Source organism: Serratia sp. TSA_198.1, from assembly GCF_052686505.1.
Map to the genome: position 1 here is coordinate 324,852 of NZ_JBQZFP010000003.1, position 15,154 is coordinate 340,005.

Here is a 15,154-nt window from a genome sequence, read left to right on the forward strand (position 1 = left end):
CAGGGCGGTATGCCCTTGCTTGCGTCAGGGCATCTTCAGGTCACAAAAATGATTTGTTAATTTTGTTTTTATGCCCCATTCATTTAGAATTTTTATTAATCATCCGTTAACCTTAAATTTACAAAGAGTTAACCAAAACAAAAATGAAAATGAGCATCAAACAGTTACGCGCGTTTTTAGCGGTAGCTCACACTCTTAACTTCGCCCAGGCGAGCGAACGGCTGAATATTTCGCAGCCGGCGCTGAGCCTCACTATTCGCGGGCTGGAAGAGGTGCTGGGCGGCCAGTTGCTGTTGCGCACCACCCGCCGCGTGACGCTGACGCCAGAGGGCGAAAGCTTCTTCCCAATGGCGCGCCAACTGCTGGCAGACTGGGACAACGTGGAAGAAGCAATGCACCAGCGTTTTACCCTGCAACTGGGCAAGGTGTCGATCGCCGCCATGCCGTCGTTCGCCGCCAACCCGCTTCCGCCGATCCTCAAGGCGTTTCGCGATCGCTACGCCGGGATCAACGTGGCGGTGCACGACGTGATTAACGAGCAGGTGTTCGAGATGATCCGTGAAGGCCGGGTGGAAATGGGTATCGCCTTTGAGCCGGAACCGAGCGATACCCTGCACTTCACTCCACTGTGCAACGATCGCTTTGTGGCGGTAGTGCCGAAAGATTCACCGCTGGCGGGCAGGCCGCAGGTGAGCTGGAAGGAGCTGCTGACGCTGGACTTTATTACCCTGCAGCGCCCTTCGGCGGTGCGTTTGCTGCTGGAGCAGGAGTTGGCAAGAAGCGGGAGAAACCTGGAAGTGGCATTTGAAAGCCATCAGTTGGTGACGGTCGGCCGCATGGTGGCCAATGGGCTCGGTGCCAGCGCGGTACCGGCACTGTGCGAACAACAGATGGGCGAACTGGGCGCGGTGTGCGTGCCGCTGGTCGGCCCGATTATCGAACGGCGGGTCGGGCTTATCCGGCTCACCCAGCACCGCCTGTCTTCCGCAGCCCAGGCGCTTGCCGGGGTGATCGAAACGCGCATGGCCGCGGCCGCACGGCGTTAACCTCCTCCACACTGTGATTTCCCCCCCACCCCTGCCGAAATAGCTCCCCTTCGCCATGAATAATGATTACTATTCGCAAATACAAGGATCGGCGCGCAACGACGCGACCGGCCGGATTTTCCCTTTTATTCAATGTTGAGCTTTCCTGGCTCCAGGGCAACCGCCCTGTGGGCGATATGCTTTGTTAACTCCATGGAGAGGTTATGAATTCTGCAACCACCACCAGCCGCCGCTTTGGCGCACGCGCCACCTTCCCACTGCTGCTGCTCACGTCAATGCTGTTTTCCACCCCGCTGCTGGCCCAGGGCGAACCTGAGATGCTGCGTAAACCGGTCGGTAAAGGCGCTTATGAGATGGTCTACAGCCAGGGCGAAAACGCGCTGTACCTGGCGACCTCGCAAAGCCGTAAGCTGGATAAGGGCGGCGTGGTTTATCGGCTGGATCCCAAGACGCTGGACATCACCCAGGTGATTCACAACGACATCAAACCCTTCGGCGCCGCGATTAACGGACAGACCGATACGCTGTTCTTCGGCAATACGGTAAACAACTCGGTGACCGCCATCGACGCCAAGACCGGCGAAGTGAAAGGCCGCCTGGTGCTGGATGCCCGCCAACGCACCGAGACGGTAAAACCGCTGGCACCGCGTGAACTGGTGGCCGACGCCGCGACCGACACGCTGTACATTACCGGGCTGGGCGAATCCAGCGTGGTCTGGGTGGTGGACGGTAAAGATCTCACCCTGCGCACCACCATCACCGATACCGGCAAATACGGCACCGGCCTGGCGCTGGACGCCGCAGCCGGCCGCCTGTATGTGACCAACGCCGACGGCGAGCTGGTGACTATCGACACCAAAACCAACAAGGTGCTCACCCGCAAAAAGCTGGATGAATCCAAAGAGCACTTCTTCTTGAACCTCAGCCTGGATCCGGCCACCCACCGCGCCTTTATCACCGACTCCAAACAGGCGCAGGTGTTGGTTGTCGATACCCGCGACGGCACTGTCCTGAGCAAAATCGAGGTGCCGGAATCGCTGGCGGTGCTGTTCAACCCGGCGCGCAATGAAGTTTACGTGACCCACCGCAAGGCGGGCGAAGTGAGCGTAATTGACGCCAAAAGTTACAAGCTGCTGAACACCCTCAAGACGCCGACCCACCCGAACAGCCTGGCGCTGTCACCGGATGGCCAGACGCTGTACGTCAGCGTCAAACAGGCTTCCAGCCGTGAAAAAGAAGCCACGGCACCGGATGACGTGATTCGCATAGCATTGAAATAATCAAGACCGGGGGCGCTCGGCGCCCCCGCCTCTACGGCTTACCCAGAACCCCATCGGCTTCCTGAACCACCGCCTTTTGGGTCGCCCGCCGGTAGAGGCACAGTTCTTTGCCCGGCTTGTTCTTCATAAACGGTTGCGGGTAGCGCCCGCTGATCAACAGCGCCGAGTAGCCGACGTCGTCATCATAATGAATGATCGCCCCGGCGGCTTTGGCCGCTTTCAATCCGCTGGCCTTCAGGCAGGCCGCCTGCAGCGCTTTATCGCCCTTGGCCCAGGCCGCTTCGGACGAGGCTGCCGCGTTGAAGGCGGTGATGACGGCGGCAAATACGATAATGATTCTGAGCATGGCTCTCTCCAACTTGTTTTGTTCTCCGCAGTATATGCAGCCTTTTATTATTCAACCATCAGAGCAACGCGCATTATTTACAGCTTTTTTATTCTGCGCGGAAATAAAGTTACGGCGTTTTTACAGACAGTTTTCAGGGCCACGGATAACATCATTACATCGCCATTATGGCCTCACGAGACGGATGCCTCATGTGTTTATACCCTGCCTTGTTTATGACTGAACCCGCGTTTTTCATTAAGCTCGGGGGCCGCCATGTATTCTAATATTATTGGTTTTAACCCTCTGCTGGCGGATATTCCCGCTTCGCGGTCGCGCTCATTTCGCAAAGAAGTCGAACAGTATTTACAGCGCTATCCGGATACCGAACACGTCGATATTTACCTCAACGATCTGAATGGCCAGTTTCGCGGCAAGCGGCTGCCGGTTGCCGAACTGTTCTCGCTGGATAAGGGCTGCTATTTCCCCTTATCGATTTACGCTATGGATCTCGGCGGGCGGGTGATCGAAGAAAGCGGACTGGGCCAGCAGGCGGGCGAACCGGATCGCTTGTGCCTGCCGGTGCCCGGCACGCTGCGGCCCTGCGCCCGCGATCCGCAACGCCATGCTCAACTGCTGCTGACGATGAAAAATGCCGATGGCGACGCCTGCGAGCTGGAACCGCGTGTGGTGCTGCAACAGCTGCTCGGGCGGTTGCATGCCAAAGGCTATTACCCGGTGGTGGCGGCCGAGCTGGAATTTTATCTGCACGATCCACAGCAACTGCCCGCCGGGAGCAGCCACAGCCCAACGCAGAGTTTTTCTGTCGATGCGCCGGAGCGCCACCACGCGCTGCTCAATGAGATTGAGCATCAGGCCCGGCTGCAGGCGCTGCCGCTGACGGGGATCGTGGCCGAGGCGGCCTCCGGCCAATATGAGTTGAACCTGCACCACAGCGCACGGGTGCTGGAAGCCTGTGACCAGGTGCTGGCCCTGAAACGGCTGACGCGCCAGATGGCGGAAAAACACCACCAGCACGCCTGCTTTATGGCCAAGCCCTGCGCGCAAGCCGCCGGCAGCGGTCTGCATTTTCATATCAGTTTGCAGGATGAACAGGGCCACAACCTGTTGGCCGGCACGCCGGGTGAACTGAGCGCCACCATGACGCAGGCGATCGCCGGGATGCTGGCGCTGATGCCGGCCTCGATGGCGATATTCGCGCCGAACATCAATGCGTTCCGCCGTTTCCGCCCAGGCATGCACGTGCCGCTGCGCGCCTCCTGGGGCCACAACAACCGCACGGTGGCGCTGCGTCTGCCCTGCGCCGACAGCGCCAACCAGCGGATCGAATACCGGCTGGCCGGTGCCGACGCCAACCCTTATCTGGCGGTGGCGGCGATGCTGAGCGGCATGCTGTACGGGCTGGAGCACCCACTGCCGCTGCCCCCGGCGGCCTGCGGCAACGGGTATGAAAACGACGACGCGGCGGCGCTGCCGCTTAGCCAGCAAGAAGCGCTCACGCTGTTCCGGCAAAGCCTGCCGCTGCGCGAAACGCTCGGCCCGGCGTTTACCGCATTGTGGCACACCTGCAAAACCGCCGAATTGCGCCGTTTCGAAGAACAGGTCACCGAAGCGGAAATAAGCTGGATGCTGTAACGCCGTGGTTTCGTCACGGTGACGACTTTATTTATTGGCAATGCACAGAGGACGACGATGAAGCATCAACCTCGGTCGGTAATCGCCGACAATAATAATCAGCCGAACGCAGTAAATGATGGGCCGCTATTCACCTGGCATAAAGGCGCATTGACGATCAGCACCGATCGCCGGCTATTGGACATCGATTTTATTCATCACTTTCTCCGTCATTCGCACTGGGCGCAGGGGATCGACCGCGCCACGCTGGAGAGCGCCATTCGCCACAGCCTGTGCTTCGGCCTGTACCGAAAAAAACGCCAGATCGGTTTTGCCCGGGTGGTGACGGACCACGCCACCTTCGCCTGGTTGAGCGACGTGTTTATCACAGCCGAATACCGCGGCAACGGGCTGGGGCAATGGCTGATGCACAGTTGCCTGGAACATCCGCTCATGAGCGGGCTGCACCGCATCATGCTCTACGCCAGCCAGGCGCCGTGGCTGTACGCCAAGGTGGGCTATGAACCGGTCAACCAGCCAGACAGGGTGTGGACCATCACGCAGCCCGCGATTGATCAACCCTGCGGCGCACTCAATATCCCCCAGTCTGTGCACTGAGTAAGGAAAACACCATGTCCCGTTTGGTTTTGATCTCGAATAAGCAGTGTGACAGCAAGGATCTGGCCTGCGCCACGCAGGCCCTTTCGCCCGACGTCGCGAATGAGGCGGATCGGGGATTGTGGCTGGGCTGGAACGGCGACGTGCAGAACTTTGGCGAACGCCCGGTCTGCTATCGGCACAATGCCGGCTATGAACAGGTGACCTTCCCGCTGTCTGTCGATGAGTTTTGCCGCCACTATCAGGGCTATTATCACGATGGGCTGTGGCCGGTGTTCCACAACCAGCCGGAGAAAGCGCATTTCACGCCGGAGAATTACCGGGCTTACCGGCAGCTCAACCTGCATTTCGCCGACATCGCCTGCGAGTATGTTTGCCCAAGCGACATCATCTGCATCGATGATTACCAGTTGCTGCCCTGCGGCCAGGCGCTGAAGGAACAAGGGTTGCTGAACCCGTGCGCGTTCTTCTTTCACCTGCCGTTCCCGTCGGCGGCGCTGCTCAGGCAGATCCCCGAGCACCGCGGGTTAATCGAGTCGCTGTTTTTCTATGATCTGATCGGCTTTCAGACGCTCGATGACCGCAATAACTTCCTCAGCTATCTGGCCAACGAGTACCCGCTGGAGATGCTGCCCGACGACCAGTTGCAGGTTAACGGGCACATCTTCGCCACCGGCCTCTTCCCGGCCGGGATCAACGCCAGAAAGATTTACTGATTCAGGCTGCCGCCCGCTGGCGTTCCAGTTCACGCACCAGCGGGATCACTTCTCTGCCGAAGAACTCCACCTCTTCCTGGAAATGCAGGAACGCCAGCAGCATCAGGTTCACCCCGGCGTCTTTCAGCGCGATGATGCGCTCGGCGATCTGCTGCGGGGTGCCGATCAGGTTGGTTTTAAAGCCGTCGTTGTACTGCACCAGATCCTCGAAGCTGGATTTGGCCCAGTTGCCTTCGCCTTCCGGCGAGGCCGCCCCGGCGTTCTTCACTTCATGCTCGAAGCCTTTCACCGCCGCCGGATTGGCGTTGTCGATGATCTCCTGCAACACCGCCTGCGCTGCTTGCTCGGTGTCGCGCGCAATGACAAAACCGTTCACCCCGACCTTCACGCGGTGGTGGTTGGCCGTCGCCTTGGTCTGGAGATCGTCCACCTGCTGCTTGATGCCCTCGACGCTGTTGCCGTTGGTGAAATACCAGTCCGACACCCGTGCCGCCATGTCGCGCGCCGCCCGCGAGCTGCCGCCCTGGAAAATCTCCGGCAGCGGATCCAGCGGTTTGGGTTTGAGCGAGTAGTCGCGATAGCGATAAAAATCGCCGGCGAAGGTGAAGCTGGGTTCGGTCCAGATGCCGCGCAGGCAGCGGATAAACTCTTCCGAACGCAGGTAGCGCTCCTCGTGATCCAGCCAGGGCTCGCCGATGGCCTTGAACTCGCCGCGGAACCAGCCGCTGACGATATTGACCGCAATGCGCGCATCGGACAGGTGGCTGATGGTGGCGATCTGCTTGGCCGCCAGAGTGGGGTTCCACGGCCCCGGCAGCAGCGCGGCGATCACCTTGAGCCTTGAGGTGGAATCCAGCAGCGCCTGCGAGAACGCTACCGATTCATGCTGATTATCCGCCCCGTAACCGGCGGTGAAGCGGATCTGGGTCAGCGCGTAGTCAAAACCGGCGCGCTCGGCGATTTGCGCCAGCTTGCGGTTGTAGCCGATATCCCAACCGGTACGCTGCGGGATGTTACTGATCACCAGCCCACCGGACACGTTCGGCACCCAGTAGGCAAACTGGATGGGCTGCTGCTCGTTCGATTTGGACATGCTTCCTCTCCCTTTTTCTGAATGTCGGTGCCGTTATGCGGCGTTTATATAACCATTATTGATTTATCGATATTGAATCACGCAATTTGGTTATAAACCGATTAGCAGGATGCGTGCCAACCGCCTGATCATTCGATCTAATTGAAAAATAAAAGGTTAGCGAGATAAGTAAAACGGAGTCTGTTGCATTGGCAGCAGCGGCTGTCGGGTGAGTGTTGCCCATGCAGCAGCGAGCGACGCTCTCCGCCACTGTACGAAATATAAGCTATCTTGATTGAACGCCCCTTCCGGCGTGTTGATAGAGGACAGCGCCATGCCAGACCATAGCTATCGCCCGCCGACTACCGACCAACTGGATCAATTGCTCCAACAAGCCAGCGCCGACCAGACCGAGCCTTTCCCCGATGGGGTGGGGATTGCCATCTGCTGGGACGGCGGCGATCTCCCCGGCGCAGGCGGGATTTACCGGTACGGCAATCTGCGCGATTGGGATAACCATTCCATCGCATTCACCGATGACGTGCTGTTTAAAATAGCGTCCTGCAGCAAGACCTTTACCGCCACCGCCTACGCCATGGCCCTGCAAAAAGACATGATTGATGACGACACCACCGTCGCGGATATCGTGCGTCCTTCCACCCTCGGCAGCAATTATCTTGATATTCCCCTGCGCAGCCTGGTGAATTACACCTCGGGTTTTCCGGCCGATAATGTGCCGGACTCCGGCACCCTGCCGACGCCCTTTCCGGTTCCTTATGAGGTTGACGAGATGTTCGGGTTCCTGCGCGGCAATCCCTTTGAACCCGAAGGAACCACGGAGCGCTATACCTACTCGAATCTGGCTTTCTCTTTGCTGGGCTGGTTGCTGGCCGAAAAAATCGGCCATGCCAAATTTGCGCAGCTCATCGACGGCTGGATTTTCCACCCATTGGGGATGAACGATTCGCAGTACAGCCCGCCGTACATCAAGGGCACGCCCTCTACCGAGCCTAAACCGCCCGCTGCACCGAAAATGCTCCCTCGGTGCTATACCTATAGCGCGGGTGACAATGGCAATGACGGCACCTACGAGCTCGCATCGCCCAGTTCCGCCAACTTCGACGCGTATTACGGCGGTGGCGGCGTGATGACCTCACCACGGGATATGCTGGAATGGCTGAGATTTAATCTGGGCCTGAATAAGAACCTGCCGGATAGCGAAATCCTGCTGCAAAAACTCCATACGCCCACAACCGGTGTCACCGCCGGTACGTCACAGCTGTGCATGGGATGGTTCATGACCCCGGCATCCGCTCTGTCACCGGCAATGCTCTATAAGGATGGCGACCTGGCGGGCGCCAACAGCTATCTGTTGCTGATAGCCAGCGACGCCCCCGGCCAAATCGCTTCTCCTGCCGGGGTTAGCGTAATGGTGAACGTTGAGGGGTTGACGGTGAATGGCACCACTCTTGCCACCTGGCTCGCCAAAAAAGTGATGGCGATAATGAGCGGCGAGGAAACGCCGCCCGTTTGACTCAACCCATTAAGCTGCTGCATACGGCATCGGCTGCGCCCGATGCCGTTCACCCCGAACACGGCCCCAACCGCTCACCCCGCATTTCCGACCGTTCGCCCAGCGCAGGGAACCGCTGACTGAAATTCACATGTCTTCCCTTTCCCTAACCCGCAATGATGAGCTGTTGCCAAACCTACGGCTCCACCGTTATTCGCACCCCGGCCACGCGCCTGAAACATCTTATAAGCGGATTAACTCACTCATTTTTTTGCAGATTAGAATATTAAGGACACCTCATGAACCGAGAGGGGATTTTAAAACACATTCCGTGGATGCTACTGGGGATACTCGGTGCTTCCTGCCTGGGCGTGGTTGCGCTGCGCCGTGGCGAACACATCAGTGCGCTGTGGATCATCGTCGCGTCGGTGGCGGTGTATCTGGTGGCGTACCGGTATTACAGCCTGTATATCGCCACCAAGGTGATGAAGCTGGACGCCTTCCGCGCCACCCCGGCGGTGGTCAACAACGACGGCCTGAACTACGTGCCGACCAACAAGAACGTGCTGTTCGGCCACCACTTCGCCGCCATTGCCGGCGCAGGCCCGCTGGTCGGCCCGGTGCTGGCGGCACAGGTCGGTTACCTGCCCGGCACGCTGTGGCTGCTGGGCGGCGTGGTGCTGGCGGGGGCGGTGCAGGACTTTATGGTGCTGTTCATCTCCTCGCGCCGCAATGGCGCTTCACTCGGCGAGATCATCAAAAAGGAAATGGGCCCGGTGCCGGGCACCATCGCGCTGTTCGGCTGCTTCCTGATCATGATCATCATTCTGGCGGTGCTGGCCCTGATCGTGGTGAAAGCCCTGGCGGAAAGCCCGTGGGGCGTGTTCACCGTCTGCGCCACCGTGCCGATCGCGCTGTTTATGGGCATTTACATGCGCTTCCTGCGCCCCGGCCGGGTGGGTGAAGTGTCGGTGATTGGCATTGTGCTGCTGGTGGCGTCCATCTGGTTCGGCGGCGTGATCGCCCAGGACCCGTACTGGGGCCCGGCGCTGACCTTTAAAGACACCACCATCACCTTCACGCTGATTGGCTATGCGTTCGTCTCCGCCCTGCTGCCGGTGTGGCTGATCCTGGCGCCGCGCGATTATCTGGCCACCTTCCTGAAGATTGGCGTGATTGTCGGGCTGGCAATTGGCATCGTGATCCTCAACCCCGAGCTGAAAATGCCGGCGGTGACGCAGTTTGTCGACGGCACCGGCCCGGTGTGGAAAGGCTCGGTGTTCCCGTTCCTGTTCATCACCATCGCCTGCGGCGCGGTTTCCGGTTTCCATGCGTTGATCGCTTCCGGCACCACGCCGAAGCTGCTGGCCAATGAAAAAGACGCGCGCTTTATCGGTTACGGCGCGATGCTGATGGAATCCTTCGTCGCCATCATGGCGCTGGTGGCGGCTTCGATCATCGAACCGGGCCTGTACTTCGCCATGAACACCCCACCGGCGGCATTGGGCATCACCATGCCGGACCTGCACCGTTTGGGCACCGAAGACGCGCCGATGATCATGGCGTCGCTCAAAGACGTGACCGCCCACGCGGCGGCGACCGTCAGTTCCTGGGGCTTCGTCATCAGCCCGGAACAGATCCTGCAAACCGCCAAGGACATCGGCGAGCCTTCGGTGCTGAACCGCGCCGGTGGCGCGCCAACGCTGGCGGTGGGCATCGCCCACGTGTTCCACCAGATCATTCCTGGCGCCAATATGGGCTTCTGGTATCACTTCGGCATTCTGTTCGAAGCGCTGTTTATCCTGACCGCGCTGGACGCCGGCACCCGTTCCGGCCGCTTTATGCTGCAGGATTTGCTGGGCAACTTTGCGCCCTTCCTGAAAAAAACCGACTCGCTGGTGGCCGGTATCGTCGGCACCGCCGGTTGCGTGGGGCTGTGGGGCTACCTGCTGTACCAAGGGGTGGTCGATCCGCTCGGCGGCGTGAAGAGCCTGTGGCCGCTGTTCGGCATCTCCAACCAGATGCTGGCGGCCGTGGCGCTGGTGTTGGGCACTGTGGTGCTGATCAAGATGAAGCGCACCCAATACATTTGGGTCACCGTGCTGCCGGCGGTGTGGCTGCTGATTTGCACCACCTATGCGCTGGGCCTGAAGCTGTTTAGCGACAACCCGCAGTTGGAAGGCTTCTTCTTCCAGGCCGGCGAGTACAAACGCAAAATCGCCGAGGGCGGCGCCGAGCTGAGCGCCCAACAGGTGGCGAACATGCAGCATATCGTGGTGAACAACTACACCAACGCCGGGCTGAGCATTCTGTTCCTGCTGGTGGTGTACAGCATCATCTTCTACGGGGTGAAAACCGCGATGGCGGCGTATAAAAACCCGAACCGCAGCGACCAGGAAACGCCGTACGTGCCGGTGCCCGAAGAAGCGCCATCCCACGGCGTAACTGAGGGGGACGTCAAAGTTTCGCCGCAGCACTGATGGTGATTTAACGGATACCCTGCATAATGAAAGCTAAGTAGTACCCAATGGATTTCGAGCCGCAGCAAGGCGGCAAATGAGCGCTCCCCAGGAGCTTACACAAGTAAGTGACTGGGGTTCGTGAGTGCAGCCAACACCGCTGCGGCTCGAAAGACGACGGGTACGCAGGGTAATTTTTTGGGAGAAGGCCATGTTCGGAAATCTCGGCCAGGCGGGGAAATATCTCGGGCAGGCGGCGCGCATGTTAGTGGGCGTGCCCGATTACGATACCTACGTCCAGCACATGAAAGACAACCACCCGGACAAGCCGGTGATGACCTATAAAGAGTTTTTCCGCGAACGCCAGCAGGCCCGCTACGGCGGCGACGGCAAAGGCGGCATGCGCTGCTGCTGATTTGAGTCAATAAGGACCCGACATGAAACCCATCGCCGTCACCATTTTGACCGGCTTTTTGGGCGCAGGCAAAACCACCCTGCTGCGCCATATTCTGAACGCCGACCACGGCTACAAGATTGCGGTTATCGAAAACGAATTCGGCGAAGTGCCGATCGACAACGCGCTGATCGGCGACCGCGCCAGCCGCATCACCACCCTGAGCAACGGCTGCATCTGTTGCAGCAAAGCCAACGAACTGGCAGACGCGCTGCTGGATCTGCTGGACGGCGTAGACAGCGGCCAGTTGGAGTTCGACCGGCTGATCATCGAATGCACCGGCATGGCCGACCCCGGCCCGATCACCCAGACCTTCTTCTCGCACGAGCTCATTTGCGAACGCTTCCTGCTGGACGGCATCATCACGCTGGTGGACGCCGCGCACGCCGACCAACAACTGAACCAGTTCAGCATCGCGCAGGCGCAGGTGGGGTACGCCGACCGCATTCTGCTGACCAAAACCGACGTAGCGCCGGACTGCGAGGCGCTGACCCAACGCCTGCAGCTGATGAACGCCCGCGCGCCGGTTTACACCGTGACGCACGGCGATATCGACCTGAGCCTGCTGTTCGGTATCGAAGGCTTTACGCTCAACGACAGGCTGAACCTGACGCCGCCCGCCCCGCTGTTCCGCCGCATTCCGCAGCCGCAGAACAACATCCGGTCGATCGTGGTGTACCACGACCAGCCGCTGGAACTGATGCAGATTTCAGAAGTGATGGAAGGCCTGCTGCTGGAATACGCCGACAGTCTGCTGCGCTACAAGGGCATTTTGTCGATCAAGGACGAACCGCGCCGGCTGCTGTTCCAGGGCGTGCAACGGCTGTATAACGCCGACTGGGACCGCGAGTGGCTGCCCGAGGAAGAACGGCGCAGTACGCTGGTGTTTATCGGTGTGGATTTGCCGGAGGAGGAGATCCGGGGACGGTTTGCGGCGTTGGGTTGAGAGTGCATGCGGCACGGTTGTCGCCGCGCACGACGGTCCACGCCAGCAGCAGCGCGCAGGCGCTGCTCGCCATCAGCACGATGCCCGGCCGCTGCGCCATCCCGGCCAGCACCAGCCCCGCCGCCAGTATCAGGTAATACATCAGGCCAAGAATTGCGCCCGCTGTGCCCATGCAATCCTTATAATTCCGCAGTGCCCGCGCCAGAATATTGGGGATCGCGATGCCGTAGGCCATCACCACCAGCATCATCGGCAGCACGAACCACAGCTTATCCTCCAACAGGAACACCAGGCCGCCGCCGATCAGCGCCAATACGCAGGCCAGCATCAGCAGCGGCGTAAACAACCACTGTTTGGCGATGAGAAACTTGTTGATTGCCGCGCCAATCCCGACGCCGGCGGCCAGCACCAACCCGGTATAGCCAAACCACTGCGGCGGAATGCCCAGCGCTTCAAACCGAAACGGTGCCAGCTGGTAATAGCTGAACATGCAGACGTTGAACAGGGCCACCAGCCATGCGCTGCGCCAGATATCGCCGTCTTTCGCCATGCGGCCAAACGTGCCGAAGAAAGAACTTTTCACCACCTGCGCCGGGCGCGTTTCCGGCAACTGCCATGCGGCATAGGCCAGCAGCAAGGCGGCCAACGCCGCCAGCCCGGCGAACACCCCCTGATAACCCCAGTAATGGGTCAACAGGGCACCGCTCAGTACCCCCACCGCGGGGCTGACCGCCATCGCAATCCCCATCACGGAAAACACGCGCGCCAGCTCATAGCCGTCGAACCGGTCGCGAATGGCGGTCTGGGTGCCTACCGAGCCCACCGCCGCGCCAAACGCCGCCAGCCCCCTTGCCACCAACAACAGGGTAAAGCCGGTGCTGAAGATGGCGATGATCGACGCCAGCAGATACAGCGCCAGACCGGCCAAAATGGTGGGGCGTCGGCCGATCACGTCACACAAACGGCCCCAAACGACCACCCCGAATGCAAAAGCGAAAAAGTAACAGGACAGGGTTTGCGCCGCGGCCTCCGCGCTGACGTGAAAACCGTCGGCAATGTGCGTGAGCGCCGGGCTATAGATTGTTTCCACAATCTGGGGAAACATCATCATCAGTGTCGCCAGGGTAAGGGTCAGTCTGCGTTGCATGGTACATCCCGTCTCCAAAAAGAAAGTAGGCCACAAAGTAGCACCTTCCCTACCCTGCCAATTACAATATAAAAGACAAAAAACTTATAAAATCGGACACATTTATGGCATGGCTCTGCGCACAGGACGAATTTGATCCCGATGCTATCAACAATAGCGTGTTAGGCATTGCGGCCGAGCTGGCGCAGCATGATTCCGGGCCGCACTGGCACCACATGGGGCAGTTGCTGTTCAGCCAGCGGGGCTGTATGCGCATCACACTCAATGAAAGCATTTGCCTCCTGCCGCCGGCACGCATTGCCTGGATCCCACCCAAGGTGGTGCACCGCGTTCAGGTTACCGGCGTGGCGGGCTATCGCTCGGTTTATCTCGACAACCAGCGCTACCCCGGCCTTTCGCCCCATCTGGAAGTGCTGTCGGCCTCTACTTTGCTGCGGGAAGTGCTGGAGCGGATCGCCCTCGCCGACTTTGCCACCCAGTGGGAAAGCGGCCCCAGCGCCAATATTCTTGCCGTATGCCTGGACGAAATACGGCATGCGCAGCGCGAACCGACCTTATTGCCGCTGCCCAAGGACCGCCGCTTACGGCAACTAGCCGGCATGGAGGAGGTGCCGCCGCTCAATGAGCTGGCGCGCTACAGTGGGGCTTCGGAGAAAACCATCAGCCGCATCTTTCGCAAGGAGACCGGATTGAGCTACCAGCAGTGGCGCCAGCAATGGCGTTTGATCAAAGCCATCGAGCTGCTGGCGGAGGGATACGGCCTGTCGGATATCGCCGGTAAGCTTGAATTCTCCAGCGACAGCGCCTTCTCAACCTTCTTTAAAAATATGACCGGCAGCTCGCCGCGCGCCTATATGCTGATCCGCCGTTAATGGCCCGCCTTCTCTGCCGACAAATACGGCCCCGCCGCCACCGAATCGCGCAGGATCAGGCTCGCCGGGAAGGCCGGGCGTTTGCTCAGCTCGCCGCCGTCCAGCATCGATACCAGGCGGTTGATGGTTTCCTTAATCATCTCGGTCACCGGCATTTTCATGCTGGAGAGCGAGGGAATGGTGTAAGGCGCCAGCGGGATATCGTCGAACCCTATCACCGACACGGCGGACGGCACCGGGATTTGGCATTCCGCCAGCCGCTTCATGGCACCAATGGCCATTTCGTCGTTGCTGGCGACGATGGCGCTGAACGCGTGGCCGCCGGCCAGCAGCGCATCGACCGCCGCCATGCCGCTTTGCGCATTCCACTTGCCTTCGACAATCAACGCGTTGTTGACCGCAAGGCCCTGTTCCGCCAGCGCGGATTTGTAGCCGGAGAGCCGCTCCAGCCCGGTGGGCGAATCCAGCGAGCCGGTGATGAACGCAATATCGCGATGCCCCAGTTGGATGAGGTGTGCCACCGCTGCGGCACTGGTGGCGTGCTGATCGCTGAAGATGCAGTAGCTGTCGTTCAGCCTTAAGCGGCGGTTGATGACCAGGATCGGCTGTTTGTGTTGGGAGATGATCTCGTCCATTTGCGCGATGGAGAGAAAACGCGGGTAGATGATCACCCCGTCGCAGCGCAGATCCAGCAGGAATTGAATGGCGGCCTTTTCTTCTTCTGCGGTGTGCTTGCCGTCCGCCAGGATCAGCTGACGGCCATTTTCTTCCATGATGCGGGCGGACTGAGACATCAGTTCGCTGAAGTAGTTACCGCTGTACAGCGTGTTGGTGACCACCAGCCCGATGGTCTGAGTGGTTTTCGTCGCCAGATTGCGTGCCAGCAGGTTGGGCCGATAACCCGTCTCGGCGATGGCTTTATCCACCAGCGCGCGCTTCTCCGGGCTGACATAGCCGCTGCCGGACAACACGCGGGACACCGTCGCCTTAGAAACGCCGGCCTTTTTAGCCACCTCAAGTATTGTTGCCATCTGTGCGCCGTCAAAATCCATTGGATGAGCGCAGTCTACC

14 protein-coding genes are annotated in these 15,154 nt (G+C 59.7%); 10 read left to right on the forward strand and 4 right to left on the reverse strand.

The features are described 5' to 3' along the window. Positions 1–143 precede the first annotated feature (143 nt). Positions 144–1,046 (forward strand): LysR family transcriptional regulator, encoded by a 903-nt coding sequence (locus tag ACUTSW_RS16145; protein WP_311994137.1) that lies wholly within the window; start codon positions 144–146, stop codon positions 1,044–1,046. Positions 1,047–1,249: 203 nt separating this feature from the next. After that, entirely contained in the window at positions 1,250–2,326 is a 1,077-nt protein-coding gene (gene yncE / locus ACUTSW_RS16150) for a 7-bladed beta-propeller protein YncE (RefSeq protein ID WP_445584858.1), read from the forward strand. Between the two features lie 31 nt (positions 2,327–2,357). Here yncE and ACUTSW_RS16155 read toward each other — a convergent pair whose 3' ends face one another. Beyond that, positions 2,358–2,672, reverse strand: coding sequence for a hypothetical protein (locus tag ACUTSW_RS16155; RefSeq protein WP_445584859.1), 315 nt, complete (start codon positions 2,670–2,672; stop codon positions 2,358–2,360). A gap of 255 nt (positions 2,673–2,927) precedes the next feature. Here ACUTSW_RS16155 and ACUTSW_RS16160 point away from each other — a divergent pair, with 255 nt between their 5' ends. The 3 genes from ACUTSW_RS16160 to ACUTSW_RS16170 are packed head-to-tail and all read left to right on the forward strand — an operon-like array spanning position 2,928 to position 5,620. Beyond that, positions 2,928–4,307 (forward strand): glutamine synthetase family protein, encoded by a 1,380-nt coding sequence (locus tag ACUTSW_RS16160; RefSeq protein ID WP_445584860.1) that lies wholly within the window; start codon positions 2,928–2,930, stop codon positions 4,305–4,307. 57 nt (positions 4,308–4,364) lie between these two features. Continuing rightward, positions 4,365–4,904 carry a GNAT family N-acetyltransferase gene (locus tag ACUTSW_RS16165; protein WP_445584861.1) on the forward strand — a complete coding sequence of 180 codons (540 nt, stop codon included), beginning with the start codon at positions 4,365–4,367 and terminating at the stop codon, positions 4,902–4,904. A 14-nt stretch (positions 4,905–4,918) separates the two neighbouring features. Then, positions 4,919–5,620 (forward strand): trehalose-6-phosphate synthase, encoded by a 702-nt coding sequence (locus ACUTSW_RS16170; RefSeq protein ID WP_445584862.1) that lies wholly within the window; start codon positions 4,919–4,921, stop codon positions 5,618–5,620. Position 5,621: 1 nt separating this feature from the next. Here the strand turns inward: ACUTSW_RS16170 and sfnG are convergent, their stop codons facing one another. Further along, positions 5,622–6,713, reverse strand: coding sequence for a dimethylsulfone monooxygenase SfnG (gene sfnG, locus ACUTSW_RS16175; RefSeq protein ID WP_004949798.1), 1,092 nt, complete (start codon positions 6,711–6,713; stop codon positions 5,622–5,624). A gap of 313 nt (positions 6,714–7,026) precedes the next feature. On the opposite strand from sfnG, the gene ACUTSW_RS16180 reads away from it, so the two are divergent. From ACUTSW_RS16180 to yjiA, 4 genes are all read left to right on the forward strand, one after another. Then, positions 7,027–8,226 carry a serine hydrolase domain-containing protein gene (locus tag ACUTSW_RS16180; RefSeq protein WP_445584863.1) on the forward strand — a complete coding sequence of 400 codons (1,200 nt, stop codon included), beginning with the start codon at positions 7,027–7,029 and terminating at the stop codon, positions 8,224–8,226. Between the two features lie 278 nt (positions 8,227–8,504). Beyond that, complete coding sequence (locus tag ACUTSW_RS16185) at positions 8,505–10,685, forward strand: carbon starvation CstA family protein (protein ID WP_445584864.1); 2,181 nt, start codon at positions 8,505–8,507, stop codon at positions 10,683–10,685. 190 nt (positions 10,686–10,875) lie between these two features. After that, positions 10,876–11,079: a YbdD/YjiX family protein gene (locus ACUTSW_RS16190; protein ID WP_004953088.1), complete on the forward strand. Its 204-nt coding sequence runs from the start codon at positions 10,876–10,878 to the stop codon at positions 11,077–11,079. 22 nt (positions 11,080–11,101) lie between these two features. After that, positions 11,102–12,064, forward strand: coding sequence for a GTPase (gene yjiA / locus ACUTSW_RS16195; RefSeq protein WP_126527443.1), 963 nt, complete (start codon positions 11,102–11,104; stop codon positions 12,062–12,064). Here yjiA and ACUTSW_RS16200 read toward each other — a convergent pair. Beyond that, positions 12,006–13,211: an MFS transporter gene (locus tag ACUTSW_RS16200; protein WP_445584865.1), complete on the reverse strand. Its 1,206-nt coding sequence runs from the start codon at positions 13,209–13,211 to the stop codon at positions 12,006–12,008. The two genes, yjiA and ACUTSW_RS16200, sit on opposite strands and share 59 nt — an antisense overlap. A gap of 104 nt (positions 13,212–13,315) precedes the next feature. Between ACUTSW_RS16200 and ACUTSW_RS16205 the strand changes: the two genes are divergently transcribed. Continuing rightward, positions 13,316–14,083: an AraC family transcriptional regulator gene (locus ACUTSW_RS16205; protein WP_445584866.1), complete on the forward strand. Its 768-nt coding sequence runs from the start codon at positions 13,316–13,318 to the stop codon at positions 14,081–14,083. Here ACUTSW_RS16205 and ACUTSW_RS16210 read toward each other — a convergent pair. Beyond that, positions 14,080–15,114 (reverse strand): LacI family DNA-binding transcriptional regulator, encoded by a 1,035-nt coding sequence (locus ACUTSW_RS16210; protein ID WP_445584867.1) that lies wholly within the window; start codon positions 15,112–15,114, stop codon positions 14,080–14,082. The two genes, ACUTSW_RS16205 and ACUTSW_RS16210, sit on opposite strands and share 4 nt — an antisense overlap. Positions 15,115–15,154: the final 40 nt, after the last annotated feature.